The 25,979-nt window shown below is 45.0% G+C and carries 22 protein-coding genes and 1 pseudogene; 8 read left to right on the top strand and 15 right to left on the bottom strand.

Features of this window, described 5'->3' with window-relative positions; genetic code table 11:
* Positions 1 to 143: 143 nt before the first annotated feature.
* The 4 genes from EHV08_RS06255 to EHV08_RS06240 all read right to left on the bottom strand — a co-directional run bounded on the left by EHV08_RS06255 (position 144) and on the right by EHV08_RS06240 (position 3,901).
* On the bottom strand, positions 144 to 479 hold the full coding sequence (locus EHV08_RS06255; RefSeq protein ID WP_126678554.1) for an addiction module toxin RelE: 336 nt from the start codon (positions 477 to 479) through the stop codon (positions 144 to 146).
* Entirely contained in the window at positions 476 to 715 is a 240-nt protein-coding gene (locus EHV08_RS06250) for a hypothetical protein (RefSeq protein ID WP_126678553.1), read from the bottom strand. The genes EHV08_RS06255 and EHV08_RS06250 overlap by 4 nt, the downstream gene beginning before the upstream one ends.
* A 173-nt stretch (positions 716 to 888) precedes the next feature.
* The gene (locus EHV08_RS06245; protein WP_126678552.1) at positions 889 to 3,648 is read right to left on the bottom strand and encodes a fimbrillin family protein; all 2,760 of its coding nucleotides are present in this window, start codon (positions 3,646 to 3,648) and stop codon (positions 889 to 891) included.
* A gap of 49 nt (positions 3,649 to 3,697) precedes the next feature.
* Positions 3,698 to 3,901: a hypothetical protein gene (locus tag EHV08_RS06240; protein ID WP_126678551.1), complete on the bottom strand. Its 204-nt coding sequence runs from the start codon at positions 3,899 to 3,901 to the stop codon at positions 3,698 to 3,700.
* A gap of 105 nt (positions 3,902 to 4,006) precedes the next feature.
* Between EHV08_RS06240 and EHV08_RS06235 the strand changes: the two genes are divergently transcribed.
* Both EHV08_RS06235 and EHV08_RS11930 read left to right on the top strand, forming a co-directional pair.
* Positions 4,007 to 4,732, top strand: a complete 726-nt coding sequence (locus EHV08_RS06235; RefSeq protein ID WP_126678550.1) for a hypothetical protein — start codon at positions 4,007 to 4,009, stop codon at positions 4,730 to 4,732.
* Positions 4,733 to 4,882: 150 nt separating this feature from the next.
* A pseudogene (locus EHV08_RS11930) lies at positions 4,883 to 4,999 on the top strand (IS982 family transposase); the annotation flags it as partial.
* Between the two features lie 104 nt (positions 5,000 to 5,103).
* Here the strand turns inward: EHV08_RS11930 and lpxA are convergent.
* The 5 genes from lpxA to EHV08_RS06210 all read right to left on the bottom strand — a co-directional run bounded on the left by lpxA (position 5,104) and on the right by EHV08_RS06210 (position 13,691).
* Positions 5,104 to 5,877 carry an acyl-ACP--UDP-N-acetylglucosamine O-acyltransferase gene (gene lpxA / locus EHV08_RS06230; RefSeq protein WP_126678549.1) on the bottom strand — a complete coding sequence of 258 codons (774 nt, stop codon included), beginning with the start codon at positions 5,875 to 5,877 and terminating at the stop codon, positions 5,104 to 5,106.
* A gap of 141 nt (positions 5,878 to 6,018) precedes the next feature.
* Positions 6,019 to 7,404, bottom strand: a complete 1,386-nt coding sequence (locus EHV08_RS06225) for an efflux transporter outer membrane subunit (RefSeq protein ID WP_126678548.1) — start codon at positions 7,402 to 7,404, stop codon at positions 6,019 to 6,021.
* A gap of 21 nt (positions 7,405 to 7,425) precedes the next feature.
* A complete protein-coding gene (locus tag EHV08_RS06220) occupies positions 7,426 to 10,683 on the bottom strand; it encodes an efflux RND transporter permease subunit (protein ID WP_126678547.1) in 3,258 nt (1,085 codons plus the stop codon).
* 63 nt (positions 10,684 to 10,746) lie between these two features.
* The gene (locus EHV08_RS06215; protein ID WP_126678546.1) at positions 10,747 to 11,940 is read right to left on the bottom strand and encodes an efflux RND transporter periplasmic adaptor subunit; all 1,194 of its coding nucleotides are present in this window, start codon (positions 11,938 to 11,940) and stop codon (positions 10,747 to 10,749) included.
* A 137-nt stretch (positions 11,941 to 12,077) separates the two neighbouring features.
* Positions 12,078 to 13,691, bottom strand: a complete 1,614-nt coding sequence (locus EHV08_RS06210; protein WP_238988023.1) for a CCA tRNA nucleotidyltransferase — start codon at positions 13,689 to 13,691, stop codon at positions 12,078 to 12,080.
* Positions 13,692 to 14,022: 331 nt separating this feature from the next.
* Between EHV08_RS06210 and EHV08_RS06200 the strand changes: the two genes are divergently transcribed.
* The 6 genes from EHV08_RS06200 (at position 14,023) to EHV08_RS06175 (ending at position 19,469) form a co-directional block, all read left to right on the top strand.
* A complete protein-coding gene (locus tag EHV08_RS06200) occupies positions 14,023 to 14,481 on the top strand; it encodes an outer membrane protein assembly factor BamD (RefSeq protein WP_126678545.1) in 459 nt (152 codons plus the stop codon).
* Between the two features lie 135 nt (positions 14,482 to 14,616).
* Positions 14,617 to 15,171 (top strand): DUF1599 domain-containing protein, encoded by a 555-nt coding sequence (locus EHV08_RS06195; protein WP_126678544.1) that lies wholly within the window; start codon positions 14,617 to 14,619, stop codon positions 15,169 to 15,171.
* Between the two features lie 150 nt (positions 15,172 to 15,321).
* Positions 15,322 to 17,451, top strand: coding sequence for a BT_3928 family protein (locus EHV08_RS06190; RefSeq protein ID WP_126678543.1), 2,130 nt, complete (start codon positions 15,322 to 15,324; stop codon positions 17,449 to 17,451).
* A 69-nt stretch (positions 17,452 to 17,520) separates the two neighbouring features.
* A complete protein-coding gene (locus tag EHV08_RS06185; protein WP_126678542.1) occupies positions 17,521 to 18,159 on the top strand; it encodes an SPOR domain-containing protein in 639 nt (212 codons plus the stop codon).
* Between the two features lie 4 nt (positions 18,160 to 18,163).
* Entirely contained in the window at positions 18,164 to 18,757 is a 594-nt protein-coding gene (gene folE / locus EHV08_RS06180; protein WP_126678541.1) for a GTP cyclohydrolase I FolE, read from the top strand.
* A 97-nt stretch (positions 18,758 to 18,854) separates the two neighbouring features.
* Complete coding sequence (locus EHV08_RS06175; RefSeq protein ID WP_126678540.1) at positions 18,855 to 19,469, top strand: DUF4840 domain-containing protein; 615 nt, start codon at positions 18,855 to 18,857, stop codon at positions 19,467 to 19,469.
* A gap of 202 nt (positions 19,470 to 19,671) precedes the next feature.
* Here EHV08_RS06175 and EHV08_RS06170 read toward each other — a convergent pair whose 3' ends face one another.
* From EHV08_RS06170 to EHV08_RS06145, 6 genes are all read right to left on the bottom strand, one after another.
* Positions 19,672 to 20,781, bottom strand: coding sequence for a nucleotidyltransferase family protein (locus EHV08_RS06170; RefSeq protein ID WP_126678539.1), 1,110 nt, complete (start codon positions 20,779 to 20,781; stop codon positions 19,672 to 19,674).
* A complete protein-coding gene (locus EHV08_RS06165; RefSeq protein WP_126678538.1) occupies positions 20,781 to 21,743 on the bottom strand; it encodes a capsular polysaccharide synthesis protein in 963 nt (320 codons plus the stop codon). Before EHV08_RS06165 ends, EHV08_RS06170 begins: the two co-directional genes overlap by 1 nt.
* 46 nt (positions 21,744 to 21,789) lie before the next feature.
* Entirely contained in the window at positions 21,790 to 22,578 is a 789-nt protein-coding gene (locus EHV08_RS06160; RefSeq protein WP_203227059.1) for a WecB/TagA/CpsF family glycosyltransferase, read from the bottom strand.
* 241 nt (positions 22,579 to 22,819) lie between these two features.
* Positions 22,820 to 23,953 carry a glycosyltransferase family 4 protein gene (locus tag EHV08_RS06155; RefSeq protein WP_126678537.1) on the bottom strand — a complete coding sequence of 378 codons (1,134 nt, stop codon included), beginning with the start codon at positions 23,951 to 23,953 and terminating at the stop codon, positions 22,820 to 22,822.
* 19 nt (positions 23,954 to 23,972) lie between these two features.
* Positions 23,973 to 25,145, bottom strand: coding sequence for a glycosyltransferase (locus tag EHV08_RS06150; RefSeq protein WP_126678536.1), 1,173 nt, complete (start codon positions 25,143 to 25,145; stop codon positions 23,973 to 23,975).
* 30 nt (positions 25,146 to 25,175) lie between these two features.
* Positions 25,176 to 25,979: a hypothetical protein gene (locus EHV08_RS06145; protein WP_126678535.1), complete on the bottom strand. Its 804-nt coding sequence runs from the start codon at positions 25,977 to 25,979 to the stop codon at positions 25,176 to 25,178.

Genomic DNA, 25,979 nt, shown 5'->3' with positions numbered 1-25,979 from the left:
TGCCCTCGTATGGCGAGAAAACAGGGACATTCTATACTGACCACATGACGGAAAGCGAAAATCTCGACAAGTATAGAAAATAATCGTCCCACGTTCTTGATTGGAGCGTGGGACGGAAATAGTTTTTATTAAAAGTTCTGAGGTCAGAGCAGCCCGGTCAACAAACTCTTGAGATAACTATCAGAAACATTGGCGAGTTCGCCCTTGTCATAGATGGTGAGTAGGTTGATTTCAATGTGTTCGTGCGTAAGAACCACATGGTAGGCTATCACTCTTGCACCGCTACTCTTGCCCTTGCCTTTCGATGCAATAGCCATTCTTACCTTGCGCATGCTGTTGCCGAGGTCTACCCCTTGCATAGGGTCAGTTTCCATGGCTTGCATGAAAACCTTGAAGTCGTTCGTGAGCGAATGGTATTTCTTGGCCAATCGCTTGAACTGTCGCTTAAACTCTTCGCTAAGATAAATCTTCACTGTCATACGCCTTCTTCAAGTTCCTTGATGAAATCTTCAGCCTTCTGCATTTTCATGCCTTTTTTCTTCGCGGTCTTCAATTCGTCAACGGCGCGTGTCAGTGTTTTCTTCACATACGCCTTGCGTGCCTGCTCCTCTCCTTTATAGATAGAGGTGGAAGCCACGCCACGAAGCATGCTTATTGCGCGTCGTATGCTTTGTGCGGTAGAGTCTTCGTTAAGTGTTACCAAAATCTGTGTCATATTCTTGCCTCCTATTTTCTGCAAAAATACAATTTTCCGGCGACAATTCCAAATATCAGAGGAGATTTTCGTTTCCGCCGTGTGTCAGTATGTCAAAGAGCGAAGGGTGCGGACACTGCGATGCGCCGCAGCCCATGATTGTTACTAAATATTGTTGTCCGGTTTTCAGCAGATTATTTTGCCACGGGGCGAACGGAGAATCCCCATGACCGGCCGTCGAATCCCCGCGGCCCAATCTTGTTCAATCCGAAATACAGATCGCAACCGCGTTGCGTGTCGCCCGGAACGGCCAACCAATAGTCGCCGAAGTTCCCCACGCTGTGTAACGTGCCGTCATGCCCACGATAGCCCGAAGCGGGGAAATAAACCGTGGCATTAGGACTGGTAATCTTGTTGTTGAAATTCCAACCATAGTCCCAGTTTCCATAAACATTAAACTCGGATTGATTTTCGGAGTTGTTGCCAGTGGTAGTGAATCCGGTAAAGGCATAGCCGGCAGCCATGTGGAAGCCCGCGGGACAAGGATCGTAGATGGTTTTCACGACAGGGTTGTCGTTGTGGCCGTAGCCGGTATTGTCCATAGACCAAAGGTTGTTGTAAGAGTAATTATTGATCCATGACGAACCTTCAGTATAGAATATTTCGGGATGGCGGATGCCGTTCTGGATGGACATGTTGTTGCCACCGTTCTTGTTGAAAGAACCCTCGGAAATTGCGTCCGTACCGGGGAAAGCGTCCTTACGGCCGAATTGGTACAACGTGCTGTAGCCTTGCCGCACTCCGCCGTTGTTCTGGGTGATGGTAATGATGCCTTCCTGCTTTACACCACCATTGGCAACGGTCTGCTCCACCTTGACTTTTACGCTGCGGGGAGCTGAATAGGTGCTAGCTTTCCAAACGGTGTATTTCCAGCCGAGTGTCTCATTGGGGATGTTGTAAACCTTCTTCTGGAAATTCGTGCAAGCCGTAGTCTGAAGTACGCTTTGGGGAGCGAACCACAGGTGCCAGGACCATACGACCACACCGGCTTTGGTCACGGCGATGACTGCATTTCCGTTTTTGATGGCAGAGGCGGGCACTTTGAACTTGACAAAAGCGTTGGTACCGCTGCCCGACACGGCGAGGTTGGTTACGAGTCCGCTTTCGTCTGCCCAGACAATTTTGGCACCATTGGGTGAATTGACTCCGCCGTTGCTCTCCGTAATCCAAGGTCTGGTAATATTTTGGTTATTATGATTCTTGAAATGTTTGAGGATATGACTACCCGTATTGCTGGTTTGTACGGCATGGACATTAGTCGTGCCGTTCTTGATAGCATTGCCATAGACCAGCGGAATACGGTAATGTCCCGGTGCGGAGATGACGTAGCAGTTGGCTGTGCTGCGCTGAATCGTGCCGCCCTTTGTGGAAAGGTCGTAGGGAGTGCCGGAGGAACCTAATGCCGTTGCATTCTTTAAGGCCTTGTTGCGTTTGGTAAGCAGGTCGGTAATGTTGGTCGTGAGCGTGCCGAATCCGCTCTCGGCAGAAGTTCCGCCGTTACCCTCGGTCATGCTCAGAGAGGTAAGCCATGCGGGTTTGACCGTTGTCTCGGCTCCCCATGTCTGACCGCCATCAGTACTCTCCTGATAGCTCACTACTTTCCACTTCACGGGTTGCTGTATGTGGGTGACGGGATCCTCGCGATAACTCTTGACAGTGTAATCGCCGGTCGTGGTGACATCGTAGCCGACGGCGGCGGGACTGGTCACGGTGAGTTGATAGTCCCATGTAGATGTATTCTGCGACAGGGCATAGGTCTTCGTAGTGCCGGGCTTCCATGTGCCCGAGAGATTGGCTGTGATAGGCGTTGAGCCATCGGAAAAGTGCACTTTTACTTGTACGCCTGCGAGCGACTGTGGTATCATATAAAAGGTGTAGTTGTCGCCGTTGTTGCCCAGAATGATGTTGTTCACAGCTGTTGATGTGCTCACGTTCACTGTGCCATCACCGCCGAGAGTGAAGGTCTGTGGAGTGGAGAGGTCGCTCCATGCAGCACCCGTTCCATCAGTTTGCGTGGAGAGCGTGTAGCGTCCCTTGCTCATGGCTCCGATAATTTCTACCTTGGTGATAATCTTGTTATACGAAAGGTTCTGCCCCACTTTGAAGCGAACGGCTGTCAGGGCATGACGGAAACGGAGATTAATGTCGGGTGCAACGAACTGCGTAGCATAATGCACAACGCCCGAGCAGGCCGTCATGAGGTCTTTCTGGTTCTTCACATCTTTCTCTACCTCTAAGTCTATGTAGGGTGTGCCGATATAGGTCTCGCCCGAAAGTTTTAACTTGCCGTTGGCATTTTGCTCGCGTGGGAATATGGCGAAGAACTTGCCGTAGGGCTTTTCCCATGACCAGTAGATAGGGTTGACGAGCGTACCGTCGGGATTAGTGTCCTTGTCGTAGAACCACGGTGTATTGCTGATGCCGACCTCCGTGGTACCACGGTAGCCGATGGTGGAGAATTTGCCGAGCGTAGCCATCGTGGTAATGTTGGCGCGAGTCTGCCCTCTCTCCTCTTTCACGGGAGACACGCCTGCCGTGGTGGTCTCGATTATGCACAGGTCGTTTGCACCCGTGCCGCCGTTGACGGCGAACTTCTGCGTGGTAAGATCCTCGGGTGTGAGAGCCTGCATGGCAAGTCCTTTGGCAAAGTCTGCACTGGTTATGGTGCCATCGAAAGGTGCAATCTTGGCAGCAGCTCTCGCCGCGTCGTTTTGAGCATCGCTCACGTTGAATGTTACGGTAGTGCCTTTGTCGCCACCGTTGCTATTGGCGAGATCGTCGTCGGTACACGAACCGAGCATGAGACCGGCCAAAAAGACGAACACCGCGGAACATATACTTATGAGCACTGCTCCTTGTAGTTTGCACTCCGGATTTTCTTTGAATCTTCTCATATTATTTACTTGTTAATTGATGGTTGTTAATTCTTTAATCTTTTCATTCTCATTCATCTTCCCAGCAGTCTAATCCAATGAATGTCTTGGCTCCGGAGATTTCCGTATCCTCGTCATCCTCCACAGGGTCTTCGATACTGACGTTCCCGCCGACATTCGGGCTTCCTACCATGAGACATTCTTCAATGTTCATGCCTATCAGCTCGCAAAAAGGAGCGATATAAGATTTCTTTTCTTCTTTTCTTTTGTTCATAATTCTTATGATGTTAAAATGATACTTTTTAGCATAATAAAACGGTCTTGTTTCTTCTTGTTATACGGAAAGAAAAAACACGGTGAAACGAGGCAATGGAAACTTGTGAAAGTCCTTTGCCTATTGGTGTTGCGCGGGGGCATCTCGCGCGCGTATGATAAAGTGTATAGTGAGGGTATAAGCGACGGTGCGCCTATGAGAGAGAGAGAGAGAGAGAGAGAGAGAGAGAGAGAGAGAGAGAGAGAGAGAGAGAGAGAGAGAGAGAGAGAGAGAGAGAGAGAGAGAGAGAGAGAGAGAGAGAGAGAGAGAGAGAGAGAGAGAGAGAGAGAGAGAGAGAGAGAGAGAGAGAGAGAGAGAGAGAGAGAGAGAGAGAGAGAGAGAGAGAGAGAGAGAGAGAGAGAGAGAGAGAGAGAGAGAGAGAGAGAGAGAGAGAGAGAGAGAGAGAGAGAGAGAGAGAGAGAGAGAGAGAGAGAGAGAGAGAGAGAGAGAGAGAGAGAGAGAGAGAGAGAGAGAGAGAGAGAGAGAGAGAGAGAGAGAGAGAGAGAGAGAGAGAGAGAGAGAGAGAGAGAGAGAGAGAGAGAGAGAGAGAGAGAGAGAGAGAGAGAGAGAGAGAGAGAGAGAGAGAGAGAGAGAGAGAGAGAGAGAGAGAGAGAGAGAGAGAGAGAGAGAGAGAGAGAGAGAGAGAGAGAGAGAGAGAGAGAGAGAGAGAGAGAGAGAGAGAGAGTAGCAAATTATTTGGAACTGCCAAATAATTCAACGACTTTTTTACAAGAAAACTGTTGTTTTCCTGTTCCCTGCATATACTTTTATAATATAAAGATTGGTGCGTAGGATTGTTGTATCTCTCTAATACGTTCAATTTCTGCTTCTTCTTAGAATTGTGGGGGCAAAGGTAATGATTATTTCCTTAACTGCCAAATTATCAGAAATGTTTTTACTTTGCAGGGAGAAAGAGTATATAAGAAAAGTGTTTAAAAAGTTATGCGTAATGAGTTTTCCCGAATATCATTTGATATGATTGCTTTGCAAGAACGTCAGGCTCGTGTCCGTTTGCATCCCATGCTGTTCTTACAGACACGTGCATTGGGAAAATGCACCTGAATATCCATTATTGACTCTACTCCTAAACTTTTTAACCCAAATCTCTAAGTTTGCAATTCATATTGCAAACTTAGAGATTTGGGTTAAAGAACATTATGTGGTTACATCTTGCTTATAATGCCAAGCGATGTGGCGCGTATGAAAGCGATGATGTTACGAATTTCTTCTCCGTCGGGCACCTGTTCCTCTACCTGTGACACTGCATCGAGAACGCTTGTCTTTCCTTGGAATATCAGACGATAGGCATTTGCAATGTGCTTTTGGTTTTTTTCATCAACTCCGTGGCTTGAAAGCACATGTGAGTTGAGTCCGCTATAATTCACAGGAATTCCGCTTGCCACGATATATGGCGGCACGTCCTTGCTTATGCGGCATCCGCTACTTATCATTGCGGCCGTTCCGACACGCACTTCGGGATTTACGATGACGTTTGATGACAGTATCACTCCGTTCATGAACTCGGTATCACCGGCAATCTTCGTGCCATAACCGAATACGCATCTGTCGCCAACCTTTGTGTCGTGCGAGAGATGCACACCCTCCATTATGAAGTTATTGTTGCCGATACGTGTCAGTCCTTCGCTTCGGGTGGCGCGGTTTATCACCACGTTCTCTCGTATGATATTTCCGTCTCCAATCTCCACACGGGTCATCTCTCCATGATAATTGAAGTCTTGCGGTACGGCACCAATCACCGTTCCCTGATGTACATTGTTCCCTTTGCCCAACGTAGAGCCTCTCATGATGCTCACGAAAGGATAGATAACACATCCGTCACCGATAACAACGTCATCCTCTATATATGCAAAAGGATAGATAGTAACGTTGTTGCCTATTTTCGCGTTAGGGCTTATCACTGCTTTGTCGCTTATCATAGTCTTGTGCCCCCCTCACGTATTTCTCGGCTACAGTTTGCATGTCGCGTATATACGGAGGTTGTAGGGGCGTTTTTTTAAAGGTTTTTATTCTATTTTATTGCCATTCCTGATTGTCATGTAAGGCGTATGTGGGTAACTTTATCTCGTCCCTCCGCCCAATGCTTGATAGAGGCTTACCACGGCCTGCATCTTGTTGAAGTCGTCGGTAAGTTGTGAAATTTCGGCGTTGAGCAACGAACTCTGTGCCTGTATCACCTCAAGATAGGTGCTCGAAGACTCCGAAACGAGCATTTTTGCGTGTTCCACGTTCTGACGCAACACCGCAACCTGATGTGCATCGAGTTCGCTCTTTGCCGCATTGGAGTTATATTTCACAAGCGCATTGCTCACCTCACTGCCTGCCTGGAATATTGCATTCTGCCAGTTGTTGTAGGCCTGTTCGTACTTTGCTTGTGCCACCACGAGTCCTGCTTTCAGTTGTCCGTTCATGAATATCGGTTGCACGAGCGAACCTATTGCCGATGCGAGTATCTTTCCGGGGTTCACAATCATACCGCCACCGTTGTTTGTATATGCACCGCTACCGCTGATAGTGATTTTCGGATAGAAGCGCGAGCGGGCTGTGTTCACATCGTAGAAACATCCGGCAAGAGTCATCTCGGCACGGTGAACATCGGCACGGTTGGCCAGAAATTGCAGTCCGACGCCGGTAGAGAACTCCGAAGGGAGAGTCTGATTGGCAAGTTTTCCACGTGCAATGGCCTGCGCCGGCTGTCCTATCAGTATCGATAACGCATTCTCCGTCTCACGTATCTGCCTCTTCATGTCCTCTGCACGTGCCAGAACATTATAGTGGGCGGCCTCCGCACTCTGCACACTGGTGGAGCGATAGCGTCCCAGTTCCATCTGCATTTTCATCACATCCCATGTGTCTTTGGTCAGAGTGCTCATCTCGTTGATTATCTCCAACTGTCTGTCGAGCATCAAAAGGGTGTAATAAAGATTGGCAATGTTAGACACGATTTGTGTCTTCACTACCAGTTGATAGTCCTTTGTTGCAAGCAGAGCCATCTGTGCGGAGCGTTTCTGATTGAGCAGATTGCCGAACAGATCGATGGTCCATGAGGCATTGACCGGCAGCGAGTAAGTTTGCCTTGCCTTATCGAAATCCCATGAAGACACGGTGGCCTGCGGTGTGAAGGTGAACTGCGGAACAAACGCAAGTTTTGCTGCCGTCAGTTGTGCCTCCACCATTTTCACGTTCAGTGCGGCATTTCTCATGTTCACGTTGTTGTCTATGCCTTGCTGAATGAGGCCTTGCAGCATCGGGTCGGTAAACACCTGTCGCCACGGCAGGTTTCCGAACGAAGCCGTATCGGTGGTTTCCTTCATATCGGATGCCGACATCCGGTCGCGTATTATGCCATCGGTATTGATGTCTGGGCGTTCATATTTGCTGTATATTCCGCAACTGCCCATCATCATTGTGGCCGACAACATTGCAATTATAGTTGTTTTTCTCATTGTATATTAATGTCACATTCTTTATTTAACATTGTCATTCTTCTTATCATCGATAGGTCTGCTGTATTGCAACAGTTCGCTATCCACGTTTGCATTGTTGTCTTCAAACGTAATAGGCTTCACTTTCTCTTGCAACCATTGGAACATAACAAAGAGTGCCGGCACAACGAATATCTGTAGAATCATACCGATGAGCATACCACCCACTGCCGCTGCACCCAGAGTCTGGTTACCGTTGGCACCCACACCATTGGCGAACATCATCGGCAACAGACCGATTATCATTGCGAACGAGGTCATAAGGATAGGACGCAGACGCGATGCCGCTCCCAACACTGCCGACCACTTGATTGCCATACCCATGCGTCGGCGTTCCAAGGCGAACTGAACTATAAGGATAGCGTTCTTGGCCAACAGTCCGATAAGCATGATAAGCGAAATCTGCATGTAGATGTCGTTGCTGTGACCGAACAACTGCGTGAAGAGGAATGCACCTGCAAGACCGAACGGTATGGAAAGGATTATCGACAGTGGCAGCAGATAACTCTCATACTGTGCACTGAGAATGAGATATACGAACACAATACATAGCACGAAGATTAGTCCCGTGGTGTTGCTTGATCGCGCCTCTTCGCGAGTCAGTCCGCTATATTCGTAGGTGTAACCCTGCGGCAATGTCTCTGCCGCAACTTCCGAAATGGCTTCCATTACTTCACCGGACGAGTACCCTTCGTTCGGTGTCACGTTGGCCGAAATACTTGTGAAAAGGTTGAAGCGGTTGATGTTCGAGGGGCCATATACGCGATTCAGACTACAGAATTCGGTTATCGGCACCATGCCCGATTTGGTTCTCACGTAGATGTTCTTCATTCCGTCCGGTTTCATTCGGCTCTCCACGTCACCCTGTATCATAACGCGATAGAGTTTACCATACGAGTTGAAGTTAGACGCATAGAGTCCGCCGTAATATCCTTGCAGTGTGGTGAGTACTGCTGATGGTCCGATGCCGGCCTGCTTACACTTTGCCACATCAACGTCAACCATATATTGCGGGTAGTTCGGGTTGTATGATGTCATGGCCGTTTGCACCTCCGGACGTTTCTGCAACTCGGCAAGGAACTCTTGCGTACGATTGAAAAAGTTACCCAAATCGCCACCGGTCTTATCTTGAAGGTTCAACGTCACGGCATTGGTAACAGAGAATCCGGATACCATTGGTGGTGGGAATGCCAAGATTTTAGCATCTTTTATTGTTGCCGTTTGCTTGTATATCATTCCCAGAACAGTACCATTGGCACGCGGATTAAGGAAGAAACGCATAATGCCGTCGCCCTCCCAGAGTCCGGAAAGTTTATACCAGAAACCGCCGATACGTTCTTCGAAGGGTTTCAGTTTTATGATGAATGTGGCCTGGTCGGAGCCTTGTCCGGAGATGAAGTTATAGCCCTGTATCTGCTCGCGGCTTTGTATCGCAGGGTTGGATGCCAACATCGAGTCCACTTGGTCTATCACTTGCTGCGTGCGATGAATGCTGGTTCCGGGCGGCATGGAAATCATACAGAAGAGTACTCCCGTGTCTTCGTCAGGCACAAGACCGGTCTTTGTCGTTGCCATACCTAAAACGAGGGCAGCAACGCCCACCGCAACGGATATTCCAACTGCAATTTTATGATTCACGGCACGCTCCACTCCCCTCTTGTATTTTCCAAGAATCTTGTTGTATTGAGTGTTGAAAGAGGCGTGGAAACGGTCAACCATGCTCATTTTCTTCTCCCCTTCCTCGTGCGGCTTCAGGAAAATGGCACAGAGGGCGGGCGAGAGTGTAAGGGCGTTCAGTGCCGATATGAAAATAGACACGGCCATGGTGACACCGAACTCTTTATAGAATGAGCCGGACACACCGCCGATAAACGACACCGGAATGAACACTGAAGCCATCACAAGCGTTATGGATATGATTGCACCCGAAATCTCATTCATCGCATCTATACTTGCCGAAAGTGCGCTCTTATAGCCCATGTCGAGTTTTGCATGTACCGCCTCGACCACCACAATGGCATCATCGACCACAATGGCAATGGCAAGGAGCAACGCCGAGAGGGTGAGCAGGTTTATCGAGAAGCCGAAGATATTTAGGAAGAAGAATGTTCCTATCAGCGACACAGGCACCGCAATGAGCGGGATAAGGGTGGAACGGAAGTCTTGCAAGAAGACATACACCACGATGAACACGAGTACAAGGGTCAGCACAAGCGTGAAAATCACCTCCTCGATAGAGGCATAGAGGAAGTCCGTTACATCATAGTTCACATTCAGTTCGCAACCCGGCGGCAGCATCTTCCTTTGATTTTTAAGTTCTTCTCTACAGTTTTGTGCAATCTGATTGGCATTTGAGCCGGCCACTTGTTGCACCATACCTACTACCGAAGGCTTGCCGTCGTGGCGCATCGATACCGAATATTGCAGTCCGCCGAGTTCTATCTTGGCTACGTCTTTCAGTCGCAAGGTCTGTCCCTCGGTGTTGGTAGAGATAAGAATATCTCCATACTCTTCGGGAGTTTTCAGACGTCCCTTGTAGCGCATCACATATTCGTATGCCACATCACTCTGCTCTCCGAACGCTCCGGGGGCAGCCTCTATGTTCTGGTCGGCCAGTGCTGCCGAGATGTCTGAAGGCATCAGACTGTATTGTTTCATTACCTCTGGCTTCAACCATATTCGCATCGAGTAGGTCTTCATACCCGGACTATTCACCTCACCGACACCCTCAACACGTTTGAGAGCAGGGATTATGTTTATCGCGAGGTAGTTTGTCAGGAACTCATCGTCATAACGCCCATCGGTTGACGAGAGCGAAAATATCATCACCTGCGATGTCTGACGCTTCGATACCGTAACACCGGCACGCGTAACTTCGGCCGGCAACAACGATTGAGCCTGCTGAACGCGGTTCTGAACGTTTACGGCAGCCATGTTGGGGTCAATCCCTTGGCGGAACATTACGGTAATCATCGCCATACCGTTGTTGGTGGCGGTGGATGTCATATAGTCCATTCCTTCCACACCGTTTATGCTCTCTTCAAGCGGTGCGAGCACAGAGTTTTTGACGGTCTCGGCATCTGCTCCCATATACGCGGCTTGCACTGACACGGTAGTAGGGGAGATATTTGGATATTGCTCCACCGGAAGTGCCACGAGACCGATTATTCCCAGTATCACGACGAGCACCGAAATCACCGTTGATAGTACCGGGCGTTTTATAAAGTTTGTAAATGTCATATATCAGTATTTTACCGGCATGGCCGGTGTTTCTTTATTCATAACTCAAAAAACAGCAACCGCCTACTTGCTCATTGCGTTGATAAAGCCCTTGGCGGAGTTTTGGTTCTCGCCGAGTTTTGTGGCCTCCTCTATTTTCTTTTGGTATTGGGCGGTGGTGATTGGCTTAATCTCCATACCGTCGGTGAGTTTTGTAATGCCGTTGGTGACATACTTGTCGCCGGCCTTAAGACCTGAAAGCACTATGTAGTTTTTACCATCGTTCTGGGTGTCAACCTTGATTTCGGTATATTTTACCTTATTGTCTTTACCCAACAAATAAACGAAAACCTTGTCTTGAACCTCAACGGTGACGCTCTGCGGGATAACGATAGCGTTGTTATCTGAGCGCGGAACGACTATCGAACCGGATGCTCCCGACTTCAACAACCTCTGCGGATTGGGGAAACGGGCTATCATCTGCACGCTTCCCGTGGCAGCATCCACCACGCCGCTTGCCTTCACCAGTCGGCCTGCCTCAGAGTATATCGAGCCATCTGAGAGTTGAAGTTTCAGTTCAGGATATTGGTCTATGGCTGCTTGCATGCTGCCGGCGGTCTTTGTCATTTCAAGAATGTCTTTCTCGGTCATTGAGAAATAGGCCTCGATGGTACTGATGTTAGACACCGTTGTCAGGGCAGGCATGCTCGAAGCACTCACCATTGCGCCTTCCTTGTATGGCAATGTGCCCACCACACCGGCCGTCGGACTCTTCACATAACAGAAACTCAGCATCTCCTTCGCCGATGCAAGACCGGCCTGTGCCTGCGCAAGTTGTGCCTTTGCACTCTCGTAGTTGTTCTTCGCACTTTGCAGTTCAAAGTCTCCTATCACCTTATTCTCACGGAGTTTTATACTGTTCTCGTAGGCCATCTTCACCGTGTTACACTGCGCCGTGGCAGTGTTCACCGAAGCCTGTGCCTGTCTCACGGCCGCCTGATATGTTGCATTGTCTATTACGAAGAGCAACTGGCCGGCGCCCACCGTCTGTCCTTCCTTCACACAAACTTGCGTAATGAATCCCGCAACCTTCGGACGTATCTCTACGTCCTGTATTCCTTTCAGTGACGTGGGGTAAGATGTCTGCATCGAAGTGCTTTGACTCTTTACGGTCTCAACCGGGAATTCGTTGTCATTGAAATCCGTATTGCCTTTCTTGCCGCACGAAACGAGCACGGCAACGATAAAGGCGAACAGTAAGATTTTATCTCTCTTCATATCTGTTATATATTGTTTTTATCTGTTTGTTTTAAAATATAATTAATCGTATTACGGGAAAACTATGTGTAACTTGCAAGTTTTCGACACGCAAAGATATACATTTTATTAATACATGCGACACTTCACGCGAATAATTAAATAGAATTAACAATATTAAGCCCCATGCTCTTTGCCTTTTCCATGAGCAGTTGCATCAGCGGTTCGCGTTCGTTGGCAACGCTGTTGTCAAGCACGGCCTCTTTCAAACATTTCTTTAGTTCGCCCACTTCGCGTGACGGTTTCAGTCCGAACATCTGCATTATCTCGTTACCATCTATCACCGGCTGCAACTTTCGCTTGTAATCATCCTCCTTGAGTTTTGCAAGTTTCTCGCGCACAAGGCGGAAATTGTCACGGAAACGAGCCTTGCGCACTTCATTCTTCGACGTTATGTCGGCCTCGCACAGCGTCATCAGGCTGTCTATGTCGGCATCAGCATCGTTGATGAGTCGGCGCACAGCACTGTCGGTCACTTCTTCATCGGCAATCACTATCGGGCGCATGTGCAGGTCAACCATTTTCTGCACAAACTTCATTTTTGAATCGAGCGGCAGTTTTATACGGCGGAATATCTGCGGCACCATTCTCGCCCCGATGTAGTTATGGTTGTGGAACGACCACCCCACGGCATTGTCCCAACGCTTGCTCTTTGGCTTGCCCACATCGTGCAGTATGGCCGACCAGCGCAACCACAGAGAATTATCGTCGCTTGCCGCCACATTGTCGAGCACTTCAAGGGTGTGGTAGAAATTGTTCTTATGAGATTTTCCGTTACGCGTTTCCACAACATCGAGGGCGCACAGTTCCGGAAGGATATACTGTAGCAGTCCGGCGCGGTAAAGGTCATAAATGCCTCGACTCGGCTTTTCTGTCATTATTATTTTGTTCAGTTCCTCTTGTATTCGCTCGCCGCTGATTATTTTCAGTCGGTGAGCGTTTCGTTGCAGGGCATCGAAAGTCTCTTCTTCGATGTCAAACTTTAACTGCGCCGAGAACCTTACACACCGAAGCATGCGCAACGGGTCGTCAGAGAAGGTTATGTCGGGGTCGAGCGGGGTGCGTATTATCCTGTCTTCCATGTCGTATATTCCATCGAAGGGGTCAACGAGTTCGCCGAACCGTTCTTTGTTAAGACATATCGCGAGTGCGTTTATTGTGAAATCGCGTCGGTTTTGGTCGTCTTCCAGCGTGCCATTTTCAACTATCGGCTTGCGCGAATCATGACTGTAACTCTCTTTTCTTGCCCCTACGAACTCCACCTCGATTGGTTGAGCGTTGAGCGTTTGGCGTTGAGCGTTGAGCGATGAGGGTTGAGGGTTGAGCGATGATTGTTTTTCTTGCTTCTCGCTCATCGCTACATCCTCATCACTCAACGCTACACGCTCAACGCTCAACGCTACACGCTCATCACTCAACGTTACACTCTCATCGCTCAACAAAAAAAACTTCACCTGTGCAGTTCCGAAATTGCGGAACACACTGAGGTGAGCGCGTCTTCCGAGACGCTTTTTCAGTTCGGTGGCCACGGCGATGCCGCTACCCACAACCACCACATCTATATCATTTGACGGCCGTCCAAGAAATATGTCGCGCACAAAACCGCCCACAACATAACATTCCACTCCGAGCGAGTCGGCAGCATCAGAAATCTTGCGAAATATGTCCTTATCGAGAATCTGAGCCAATTCGGCATCACTATACAATCTCATACGTAACAGAATTTGAGTGCAAAGATAAGGTAAAAAGGGCATAATTCAAAACTAACAACCCCTTTTTTCATTACAATAAATGCCCTTTTGCAATGCAATTTCGCCCATTTTGCTCAGCAATTTCGCCCAAATTGGTCGGCAAATTCGCCCAAATTGCTCTGCATTACATCATAAATGGGAAAAGGAAAGGTGTGAAAAGGCAAAGGTGGAAGGGCGGAATGATGATGGATAAAGAGGAAAAGCATGACGTTTTGCTATGAAACTTTTGCCATTTCAATAAATATCAGTACTTTTGTAAACCGAAAAAGAACAAGAGAACAATCATAGAGCAATGAAAAGAATAATATTTTTGGCAATTACAGCAGTATTCGTATTGGCATCGTGTAAACAAACCAATGCACAGAAGGAGGCGGAGGGGCTGCTGAAAAAGGCTACACTGGAATATGAAAACGAGAAGTACGAGGATGCTCTGCGCAGCATCGACTCCCTGCGCAACGTCTATCCCAACTCCATTGATGTGCGCGAACGTGCGCTGATTCTGTATCAAGATGTGTGTCTTGGACAGGCACAGAAGAACGTGGAGAGACTGGATGTGGAATTAGAGAAACTTGAGGCGGAATACAACTCAAAGAAATCACTCGCCGAAGCGCATCATGCCGAGGGAACGGCCACCGAGGAAGAACTCGAAGGGGTGAACAGAATGAGGCTGCAACGCGACTCGCTGAAAGTGAAGTTCGACACAGAATGCGCCAAGGTGAAACTGATAAAGCAGAAGCAGAAAGAGGGATAAAGCGTGTTGGAAAACAGAATTGACACATAACCCGATATGGGTCTCAAATATTGGGGGACAAGTCATTTTTATCATTATTCTCTTCTCAAATTCAGAAAAATAGATTAATTTTGCACCCGACTAAGGTATAAAATAATGTGTAACACACAGAACAACACGGAGGAACAATTCAAGACCGCGATGAAAGAATGTCGCGAGTTGTTTCGGAGCAAACTGCACGACTACGGTGCTTCATGGCGTATCCTGCGCTCATCGTCGCTCACAGACCAACTCTTCATCAAGGCGAAACGCATACGTTCGCTCGAGATAAAGAGAGAGTCATTGGTGGGTGAAGGCATACGTCCGGAGTTCATCGCCATTGTCAACTATGGTATTGTGGGACTGATACAACTCGAACGTGGGTTTGTTGACTGTGTTGACATATCGGCCGAGGAGGCTATGGCACTATACGACCGCCATGCCGACGAGGCATTGCAACTGATGTTGCGCAAGAACCACGACTACGACGAGGCTTGGCGCTCGATGAGAGTGAGCAGTTATACCGACTTCATACTGACAAAACTGCAACGAATAAAGGAGATTGAAGACCTCGACGGAAACACACTCGTGAGCGAGGGGATTGATGCCAATTATATGGACATCATCAATTATGCTGTGTTCGGGGTGATTAAGTTGAGCGTTGAGGGATGAGCGTTGAGCGATGAGCGTTGAGCGTTGAGGGATGAGGGATGAGTGTTGAGGGATGAGTGTTGAGCGTTCTTTCTGCACTTCGCTTTGAAAGCGTTTCCTGTCGGAGCCGGGCGGAGTGTTGAGCGAAGAGCGTTGAAGTAAATACGAAAGATGAACGAAGGGAAGAATGAAACGAACGGAAGGACGGCAGAAGAAACTGTCGTTAGTCGTACCACGCTGTTCGTTCAACATGCAATAGTAAACCTGTGCCGTCTGGTTGTAGCCGTGACGTTTATCGTTTCCGGTTTCGTCAAAGCAATTGACCCGTTAGGCACACAATATAAGATTGAGGACTATGCCGCAGCAGTAGGAATAATGCAACCGGCAGGTTCTTTGGCAACATTAGGGCTTTCGGTAGCGTTATCGGCAGTGGAGTTCAGCCTTGGTGTGCTGCTATTGTTCGCCATTCACCGAAGAGTGGTGTCGCGCATCACGGCAGTGTTCATGGCCATAATGACCATTATAACGCTGTGGCTCTGGATTGCCGAACCGGTGAAAGACTGCGGTTGCTTCGGTGATGCGATACATATCAGCAATGCCCAAACGCTGATGAAAAACATCGTGCTGCTGGCAAGTGCTGTGATTGTGGCATGGCGACCGCTGCAAATGGTGAGGTTCATCAGTCGCTCCAACCAATGGATAGTGATAAACTACACAGTGCTGTTCATCGTCGGAGTGAGCATCTACTGCCTGTATATGCTGCCACTGTTCGACTTCCGCCCATATCACATCGGTGCAGACATAAAGAAAGGCATGGAGATGCCGCCTGGAGAGAAAGGTCCGGAGTTTGAGACGACATTCATAATGGAGAAAGACGGGGAGCGTCGCGAATTCTCGCTCGACAACTATCCCGACTCCACATGGACGTTCATAGACAGCAAGACGGTGCAGGTGAGCGAGGGTTATGTGCCCCCGATCCACGACTTTTCAGTCGTTATGCAACCTGACGGTGTGGATGTCACGGAGGATCTGCTTGCCAATAAGGACTACACATTCCTGCTCGTGTCTCCGCAATTAGAAAAAGCAGACGACTCAAACTTCGGTGACATAGACCGTATCTATGAATATGCCACCGGCAACGGCATGAATTTCATCGGACTCACGGCAAGTTCAGATGAGGCGATAAGCCGCTGGAGAGATATTACCGGAGCAGAATATGACTTCGGAATAACCGACGGCACAACGCTGAAAACAATGATAAGGAGCAATCCGGGACTCTTCTTGCTGAAAGAGGGGCGCGTGATTGGAAAATGGAGCCATAACGACCTGCCCGACCCTGCGTCGCAGGAATTTAAGGCACTGATAAAGAATGGTATCGACAATGGCAACTTCGACACGGCAAAGAAAGTGGTGAAAGTTGTTATATGGTTTGTCATTCCGCTCTTCCTCCTCACACTTGCCGACCGCCTGTGGGCGTGGAGCAGCATAGTAAGAAACACGAGAAAAAAGAACAAATTATATAAACTATTAAAAAAGAAGAAAATGAGAAAGAAAATCGTAGCAGGTAACTGGAAGATGAATCTCAACCTGCAGGAAGGCGTGGCTCTGGCAAAAGAACTCAACGAGGCACTGACAGCAGAGAAGCCAAACTGTGACGTGATAATATGCACGCCATTCATTCACCTTGCATCTGTTGCGCAGGCAATAGACCAAAACGTACTCGCACTCGGAGCAGAAAACTGCGCCGACAAAGAGAAAGGGGCATATACAGGTGAGGTAAGTGCAGAAATGGTGAAGAGCACCGGTGCACAATATGTCATCATCGGCCACTCGGAGCGTCGTAGTTACTATGCCGAAACTCCCGAAATACTGAAAGAGAAAGTGCTACTCGCACTGAAAAACGGACTGAAGGTGATTTTCTGCATAGGCGAAAGCCTTGAAGAACGTGAAGCAAACAAACAGAATGAGGTGGTGAAAGCCGAACTCGAAGGCTCGGTATTCAACCTTTCTGAAGAGGACTTCCGTAAAATTATCATCGCATACGAGCCGATATGGGCCATAGGAACCGGTAAGACTGCAACCTCAGATCAGGCAGAAGAAATACATGCTTACATACGTTCGATAATAGCAGAGAAGTATGGCAAGGCCGTTGCCGAAGACACGTCAATACTGTATGGCGGTTCTTGCAAGGCAAGCAATGCCCCCGAACTGTTTGCAAAGCCTGATATCGACGGCGGACTTATTGGTGGAGCGGCACTGAAAGCAGCCGACTTCAGAGGAATTATCGATGCTTGGAAATAATAAGTTGAGCATTGAAAAGTTGAAGGTTCTACAATAAAAAATCACTAAACAACAATACCCAACAGCATTATGAGACATATAATACTGACAATGATTTTGGCAATAGCAGGCTTTACGACTGCCGGTGCACAAACTTTCCTGCAGCATTTGCAGCAGAGGCAGCAAGGCCAGGGGATGGTCACCGTGAACGAAAGCAGGGGGATTGACAGTCTGGTGAACAATATTCTGCCACCGGTATCGGAAAGGAAAACCGATAAATCGAGCAAAAAAGACAGCGAGAAAATATCCGACAAGGATAAGCACGACTCGGCCAAGAACGAAACTGACAAGCACGACTCTGCCGGAAAAGAACCTGACAGAACAAGGACTGAGTATAAAAGACACGAACCGACGACCGACGAGAATGTGACCGTGGACAAAAGAAAGAAGGTCATGGTGAACGGACACCGCGCCAACGGTTACAGGGTGCAGGTGTATCGTGGTGGCGGAACGCGCGATGCCAAGCAAAAGGCTCAGTCTATCGGCAACAAACTGAAGAATAGTTTCCCCGGACAACCGGTCTATGTGCATTTCTATTCGCCAAACTGGATAGTGAGAATGGGTAATTTCAGATCTCAGGAAGAAGCCGTTAGAGTGCTCAGGCAAGTGAAAAACGCAGGATTTGGTTCAGCAACTTTAGTGAGAGGACCTATAACAGTATCAAGATAAATATATGAATCCGGAAATAGAATTTCGCGAAGGTCTCGACGAACTTGCGACACATTATAAGGAAATAATACAACTTCTCGGCGAGGATACCGAGAGAGAAGGACTGCAGAAAACACCGATGCGAGTGGCAAAGGCAATGCAGATACTGACACGCGGATATACACAGGACGCAAACAAGGTTCTGACCGATGCCCTCTTTGCGGAGAAATATAACCAAATGGTCATTGTCAAGGACATAGACTTCTTCTCTCTCTGCGAACATCACATGCTGCCGTTCTATGGCAAGGTGCATGTGGCATATATACCCAACGGATATATCACGGGACTTTCTAAAATTGCACGCGTGGTGGACATCTTCAGTCATCGACTACAAGTGCAGGAGCGTCTCAACTTGCAGATAAAGGATTGCATCCAGAATACCTTGCATCCGCTCGGCGTTATGGTCGTAATTGAGGCAAAACACATGTGCATGCAGATGCGCGGTGTCGAGAAACAAGGGGCTGTTACCACGACAAGCGATTTCAGTGGGGCTTTCAATCAAGCGAAGACTCGCGAGGAATTTATGAATCTCTTGCACAGTGAGGGAAAGCATATATAACCATTTGTGTTAAATAATGTGAAGTAAATACGCCGCCGATGCAATATTTTGCATGGCGGTGTATTTATATTACAGAAACTTTTAAATAATAAAGAATATGAAAAATTACAATTATCTCGCAACGTTAATGTTTGTAGCAATGTTCTCTTTAGTGATGTCATCGTGTCTGGGAAATGATGATGAACCAAGGAAACAAATCGACCCCATCTACTACAAACACGTAAGTGGAAGTTATTCAGGATTCGTGCAGTATCTGGTAAATTGGGAAACAAAAGAGTTCAAAAAGGAGGATGGCATAAATATGACTGTTACCCCTGACTCAACAATAAAGATTACAGGCATACCCGCTGCAGTTTTCGCAAAGAACATCAGTGACGAAAAAATCAAGGCAGCAATATCGGCACTGCCAAGTCCGACGTTGGTGGTACGCTTCCTGATAGTAGATGTCAACGCGAACGGAGTTGCCATGTATTCAAAACCATTGCCATTGGAGTTCAAGGGAGTAATTGTTGACGGGAAGTCGCACGACTACCTCATAAGATTCTACGGTCCGTCGCTTGCCGGAACTACACCTGATTATTCTAAATTCTCTCTGAACGCATACCTATACAGCCTTCATGAGGACGGTTTAGAGAAAGAAAAGTTCATAAAGAAGAATAACGTTGTGAATGAAAACACAATAATATTCGTGGAATGTCAAAGGGCGAAATAACAGCGAACACATATAAAACAGAAAGAGAGAAAGGGAAGCATAAAGCCGCCCTTTCTCTCTTTTTGATTTATGTCCGGTATGAATAAACTTAGAGATTGGAGTTGAAGGATAGAATAGATGTCATGCTCTTCGATATGATCTACTATTCCACACAGATTACATCTTTTTGTTTTAACACGAATAATTAACATCGTGGCATTTCTCAATTCATCTTTCGCCGCCAATACCAGTGGTAAAGTTTGAACAAAGGATTCCACAGTACCTCCTCGGGATAATATCGGAAAAACTTCATGTCATAACCTACTACTCTAACAATTCTGTGCCAGTTGCTCTCCTTTGATTTGTCACCGAACCGAGTATCCATTTGTCCGAAGTTTCCTGTCGCTTCAATTTCTTCAAGCAACAATCGCCCTACCTTTTCGTCCGGTTCTACATATTGAAATTCCTTTTCCAATCCGAAAACCTCCTGCATTACCCACATCACGGCTTTTGCAAAGTTCAGCATCCCAGAGCGTCTTATTATCATTAGAGCATCCTGCTGTTTCTCTGTATTTATAGGAGTGTTTTTCAACACATAATAATAGTCCATCAACTGTCTTAGTCCTACACCCTCCTCGAACAAATGCTTGTAGATATGGCACAACTGGAACACCATGTTGAACTCTCTCGTAGGCATTATTATTTCGCCATATTGTGTATTCACCACATTGCGGAACTGCTCTTCCGAATTTTCAAGAAACCATTGCTGAAGTCGCCTGTTGCGATAAGGAGTGTAAAGGAATGCCGGACGATAATGCACCTCTGTCTCAACATTTTTCATGGCAGGGAAATCAATGTGGTGATATGTTGCTTTCGTGCCGGGCGTCAATTTATGGACATAATCTATCACCATTCTTATCGACTCCAACTCACCTTTTTCTTTATAGCCCTTTGGCAATGTCCATACATCAATATCTCCGCTCATGCGTCTCTTTCTCAGATGCTCCGGATATAGCAAAGCATTGCCTTGTCCTTTCAGTATGCAAGCCTCGAAACTATTGCTATGAAGATGTTTTATCATTTTCACGCACGATTCAGTGAGTTTTTCGTTTCTCGTTTCTATATGTTGCACAAACATATATTGTCTGATAATCGTATCTCTTGGCGGTCGTTGCTCCTTCGGCAAGCGTTCTATTGCAGAGAAAGCCACCCCAATCATGGTCTGCTTGTTTGCAGTTTCGATAAGGCTTTCCCACTCTTTTTCAGTAGGAGCTACATCAAATCTATCCTTTCTGCCTATCGCAATAAGAAGAAGTTCTATAAATCGCTTCATTATACAATATAGGTTTCGATGATTTTATCATAGAATGTCGGCTCTGCATTTCTGTTGTCAGGCTTTATTCTGTAGTTCAGTTTATGAAAAGCACAAGCAGATGTAAGTTTCTTCATCCAAACATCATCATACTTATGTGTTATTCTTTTACCTAACATCAATGTCACGCTATTGTTGTTCTTTAGCATCTTGGACATTTCTTCCGGACATTCATTGATAATCATAGAGAAGAAAAGGTGGAAAATATAGTAATCAATGACACAATCATAGTCGCGCCAATATTGATAGAGCATTTCACGTAGCACGAGCAGCACGCGGTTATTGGTACACGATGTTATGAACCAATTGGAAAAGCCAACAATCTTGTTTGTCTGCGCATCACGATATTGAAACAGGAAAAGGTCAGAGTCCAAGACCTTCTCGGGGAAATTGTTTCCGGTGCAAAGTACGGTGGAATCAATCCAAGTTCCTCCATATTTTATTAACAGTTCAAGACGAATGAGATCGGAGAATTGAGGATGTGGTATCTTTCCCTGCTTGTGTTTCTTAACAATATAATCGGGAAGTTCAATGAATTGGCCGTATGTATCGTATGAAATCAATTCTATCTTCTTTCCCACAAGGTTTCTTTTCTGTGACTCATAGCATGCCTTGACCAACAATGGCGCATTTTCCATGCCCTGAAGCCAGCAGAACCATATCTTGTCACTACGCTTCTGTTCAGGATTTACCGTGTTATATTTTTCAATCAGACCGTGCATGGTTTTCTCGTAACGTTTACGAAGAATCGGTTGCACCTTACGTTCAAGTGCTGGATAAATCTCTTTCGGGGGCAATCCCTTTCTTTGAATACGCACAATTTCCTTTACGAGAATATGCAATGCGCCGATGCGTGCATATTCTCTTAAAAGAGTAAAACCGCCAAGTTGGCGGAATTTTGTTATAAGTTTCTTAATGTCCACAGAGAGAGTATCTTTTCAGATTCCCTGAAACCAACATACAAAAGAACTATGCTTTCTCTTTTATTATGTTCCAAAGAAACAGTGCGTTTCCTATGATATACCTGCGCCACATGCGTCGAGGCTCTATAATAAGACGGTAGAGCCACTCCAACGAATGTTCTTGCCACCATAAAGGAGCACGTTTTGTCGTGCCTGCAAAGAAGTCGAACACGGCACCGATTGTTCCGCAATGGCAATTTATATCCAGTTCGTGCCAGTGCTTATAAACCCATTTCTCCTGCTTGGGGGCAGTCATGCCTATCCATAACAAGTCGGGATCAGCATCATTAATTGCTTTCACAATTGCTGCGTTATCCTCATCGGAGAACTCCGGTTTGTAAGGTGGGGAATAAGTAACTGTTTCAAGATTAGGATATTCGCGTTTTGCTTTCTCACGTATCAGTTCCAACACTTTTTCGGAACTTCCCATGAACATTACTTTTGGCTGTTTCCTGTCGTCGTTTGGTTCAGAATTTACGTTCGCCGCCTGTACATTGCTTCCTACTCTCAATTGTTCATCATTCAGTCTTCTCATCTCGAAAACGAACAAATCCCAGCCTGCAATTCTCTCTCTTGGTTGCGATTTTGCATTCAACCACTTGCAGGCCTTTACGATACTTGCTCCGTCCGGAATCAATGCGTCGCCATTCAAAAGTGCTTCAGCAAATAACGCGTCCTTTTGTGCAGTATTGTAAGAATGAGCATTGATTGTATTGATAAGACATTTGCCAATAGGTAGTGTACTCAAACTCCCCTTACTTTCTATTATATCGAGCGTCTTTAAACGAAATATCATTTTTACGTTATTTCAAAGTACTAAATTCTTATATTGATAAATCTTGTGTATTCAGTAATCAATTTTATAAGTATAGAGTTATATATCATAGATTTAGCATTTTAAATTAATTTTTCTTTCATATCTTTTACAAGTCTTTTTATAATAAACACAACACCCTAACTTTTCTATCAATGTAAGAAAACATATAACATAAAAGAGTCTTTTAATATAAATTATAAGTATAAATATAATAACTCATTTATGAACTAAAATTATTATAATCTATCACTGTTTGTAAGATATTAGTAATGCGTTTTTCAAAAACTTTTATATTGAATTCTCGTTCAAATTTCATACGTCCACGTTCTCCCATCAATTTCGCTTCATTTGGATTCTCAAGAAGCCATTGAATCCTATCTGCCAAAACATTTGCATTGCGTGGCTCTATAACAAAACCTTCTTCTCCATTCTCTATTTCTGCAGGTATTCCACCAATAAACGTGGAAATTACAGGTAACTTATGTGCCATTGCTTCTATATTCACTAGTGGGAAAGCTTCATTTGAATAAAAAGAAGGGAGAACAAATATTGATGCTCGCTGAAAAATCTCATCTTTTTCATCTCCCATCTTTTTACCATGATATTTAGTATAACCCTTTAAATCTCTTTTTATTGTTTCAATTTCAAATTTTTCTCTATTTATTTCCATCGTTTCTCCACCTACAAAATCGCAGAAAAATCGAACATTCTTCGTCTTTAAAATATTAAGTGCATCCAAAAGAACAAAAACCCCTTTGTCAATTAAAAGATTACTAAGAAATAAAATATGTGGAATAGTTTTGTCCAATCTTTCTGTTTCTAAAACAGATCTTGAGCATAAAGATATGTCAGGAATACCATTTGGGCATATATACACATTCTCGCGATTGACGTATTTTTTCATGTCATCATATAACTGTTCCGCTAATAAAATAACTTTTACTTCGGAAAAGAAATCCTTGTATAAAAGATTGTCAACAAATCTGTCCTGTCTGTTTTTAACACCTTTATTGTGATAATGCAAAACAACTTTATATCCCAATACTTTTATCATTTTTACTATTAGAAAATCTTTGTAGAAAGCGAATCCACAAGCATTTGGAGTTATATATACTAATTTAGGTCTTAATTTATGAAGTGTTTTGCGAATTTTTATAAGTTTTGTAAAAAAATCCCAGACCTTGTAAAATCCAAACTTTCCAATATCTTTCAAGTTTTTTGCTGTCGCAAGATTAATATAATGACAATCAAATGTTTTATTGATTAATTCACTATCATGAATATATTTTCCTACTACTGCAGCTCCATGAATAGGAGGTGGCATATGCATAATAAAAAGAATATTAGATTTCATATAAACATTAAAATATGTTTTATTGATCCGTAAAAGAATAACAACTATTTAAAACATTGAGCAAATCATTTTTCAAATTGCTTACCGCAAGACATGAAAAACGTTTATCATATTCCATAACTGCCAAACGATCTAATTCTAGAGCCATTAACATTTTTTTTGCAAATTCTTTCTCATCACGTCCAACAACAACAAACCCATTCTTTCCATCACTAATCATTTCTTTTGAACTACTAAAATCTGACACAACACAAGGCACACCACAAGCACATGCTTCAACTAAAGTAGTTGACCACCCCTCTCTCATTGAACCCATAACAAAAACATCCGCATCGTTAAGTATTTTCCCAATTTCTGCAGGCGTTTTTTTTCCGTCGCAAAATACTTTTCCTTCTAAATCTTTAGTTCTAATATAATTATTTATTTTTTTTTCGTCTTCACCATCTCCAATAAAATGAAATTCAGAATCTTTATTTTTTTTACTTACAATTTTGAAAGCATCTATCATAAGTTTCCAACCTTTGAACCAACCTAGACGACCTACCGTAACAAAAATATTACCTTTTTTTCTCTTTCTCGTATTATCCATATAGTAATATTTATCATCGTATCGTGTGGGAAATTGTATTATGTTTTTGGCTTCTATCATACCACTACTCCTTTTAGCAAATTCATCACGAGCTTCATAATCTGCTGCAGCTAAAAGCCACCTCGCTTTTGCGGCCTTTGGCATAAAGAAAAATTTATCGTAAATTTTTGCAAAATGATGTGCTAATGGGTATCTTGAAATTAACAATGGATTTCCCACTCCAGGAAGGATATAACAAGTTTTATTAAGAACTCTATCAGGAAAGAAATATATGACTTCAGGTTTCTGTGTTAATATTATATCGAAATCATTCCTGTCCAATATTTTCCGAATATATTTCCTTGTATATATGCAATTTTTTATCCGTTCTGGAATCAATGGTCGTTTGGAGGATGCCGTAACCTTTGCCATAGAGAAATAATCGTATTCTTTTCCATCGATTTTCTTTCTCGTCCATCTTCCCACAAGTGTTTTAGCATCGGTAGTTATCCCGGCAAGTAATAAGTCATTGCCAAAAGCAGGTAACATATTACGGTAAAAGTTCAATATTCCTCCGGTAGGATAGTCTTCGTAATTTACATTATCTATAACAAGAATCCTCATATTTTACTTGATTTTGCTATTTGTATTTTCTTATATTTGTTTATTATCAACAGCATTTATTTTATTTTTTTTGCGTATGGTATATGAGCCGCGTATAGCCATGGCAAGTAGCATGAAATATCCCATACCCTTTCCCGACAGATAACTCGTATCGGCAACTCCCTCAAAGAATAATGCCAACATACACATCAATGCAATTTTATAATTCAATAAATTACTTATTCTATTTATATCTTTATACCTTCTAATCCAAAACCATAAGAAAAAGAAAATTCCCATCAAACCATACTCTGCCAATGTTGGGAAATAGGCATCTGCAAGAAACATAGGATTATCTTTAGTGAGCCCCCATATCATATTCATTCTATATTTATAATATAATGGAGAGTAATGCACTGCAGCAGCATTGGTAGCAAATGTCCCAAGACCGCTACCAAATGGAACATAATCTTTGAAGATAATAGTTCCCGCAGTGGTATATGTCGCAGGACGCGCCAGCATCTCGGAAACTTTTGCTTCCTTAAATCCTTCTACATAATATGCGTTGAACTTATACCATGTGAAAAATACAATTGCGCATACAAGAGCCCCAATTTGAATATAAGACAACAAGTTATTCAAGCGGAATTTATTTTTAAGTAAGAAAACAAAACCGATAAGCATAACATACTCTCCATAAAACTTGGATTTGCCGGAGAAAAGTCCTAATGTAGCAATCAATATGCCAATATATATATGTTTTTTCTTATCCCCTCTAAAGAATATATATAGCAAACTACATTGGAAACATGCCTGTCCGATTGTCGCATCCTCACTTCCAAAATTAAATCCCAT

It is taken from the genome of Prevotella koreensis (assembly GCF_003977605.1).
Lineage (GTDB): Bacteria > Bacteroidota > Bacteroidia > Bacteroidales > Bacteroidaceae > Prevotella > Prevotella koreensis.
This window is presented reverse-complemented; position numbering and strand designations above follow the sequence as displayed.

Bases quoted from the DNA above. Each gene is read 5' to 3' on its own strand.
- EHV08_RS06160 (WP_203227059.1), bottom strand. From the start codon at position 22,578: ATGATATTTCGTTTAAAGACGCTCGATATAATAGAAAGTAAGGGGAGT.
- EHV08_RS06255 (WP_126678554.1), bottom strand. From the start codon at position 479: ATGACAGTGAAGATTTATCTTAGCGAAGAGTTTAAGCGACAGTTCAAG.
- EHV08_RS06240 (WP_126678551.1), bottom strand. From the start codon at position 3,901: ATGAACAAAAGAAAAGAAGAAAAGAAATCTTATATCGCTCCTTTTTGC.
- folE (WP_126678541.1), top strand. From the start codon at position 18,164: ATGAATCCGGAAATAGAATTTCGCGAAGGTCTCGACGAACTTGCGACA.
- EHV08_RS06210 (WP_238988023.1), bottom strand. From the start codon at position 13,691: ATGAGATTGTATAGTGATGCCGAATTGGCTCAGATTCTCGATAAGGAC.
- EHV08_RS06225 (WP_126678548.1), bottom strand. From the start codon at position 7,404: ATGAGAAAAACAACTATAATTGCAATGTTGTCGGCCACAATGATGATG.
- EHV08_RS06145 (WP_126678535.1), bottom strand. From the start codon at position 25,979: ATGGGATTTAATTTTGGAAGTGAGGATGCGACAATCGGACAGGCATGT.
- EHV08_RS06190 (WP_126678543.1), top strand. From the start codon at position 15,322: ATGAACGAAGGGAAGAATGAAACGAACGGAAGGACGGCAGAAGAAACT.
- EHV08_RS06170 (WP_126678539.1), bottom strand. From the start codon at position 20,781: ATGAAGCGATTTATAGAACTTCTTCTTATTGCGATAGGCAGAAAGGAT.
- EHV08_RS06250 (WP_126678553.1), bottom strand. From the start codon at position 715: ATGACACAGATTTTGGTAACACTTAACGAAGACTCTACCGCACAAAGC.
- EHV08_RS06150 (WP_126678536.1), bottom strand. From the start codon at position 25,145: ATGAGGATTCTTGTTATAGATAATGTAAATTACGAAGACTATCCTACC.
- EHV08_RS06220 (WP_126678547.1), bottom strand. From the start codon at position 10,683: ATGACATTTACAAACTTTATAAAACGCCCGGTACTATCAACGGTGATT.
- EHV08_RS06245 (WP_126678552.1), bottom strand. From the start codon at position 3,648: ATGAGAAGATTCAAAGAAAATCCGGAGTGCAAACTACAAGGAGCAGTG.
- EHV08_RS06155 (WP_126678537.1), bottom strand. From the start codon at position 23,953: ATGAAATCTAATATTCTTTTTATTATGCATATGCCACCTCCTATTCAT.
- EHV08_RS06185 (WP_126678542.1), top strand. From the start codon at position 17,521: ATGAGACATATAATACTGACAATGATTTTGGCAATAGCAGGCTTTACG.
- EHV08_RS06200 (WP_126678545.1), top strand. From the start codon at position 14,023: ATGAAAAGAATAATATTTTTGGCAATTACAGCAGTATTCGTATTGGCA.
- EHV08_RS06175 (WP_126678540.1), top strand. From the start codon at position 18,855: ATGAAAAATTACAATTATCTCGCAACGTTAATGTTTGTAGCAATGTTC.
- lpxA (WP_126678549.1), bottom strand. From the start codon at position 5,877: ATGATAAGCGACAAAGCAGTGATAAGCCCTAACGCGAAAATAGGCAAC.
- EHV08_RS06215 (WP_126678546.1), bottom strand. From the start codon at position 11,940: ATGAAGAGAGATAAAATCTTACTGTTCGCCTTTATCGTTGCCGTGCTC.
- EHV08_RS06195 (WP_126678544.1), top strand. From the start codon at position 14,617: ATGTGTAACACACAGAACAACACGGAGGAACAATTCAAGACCGCGATG.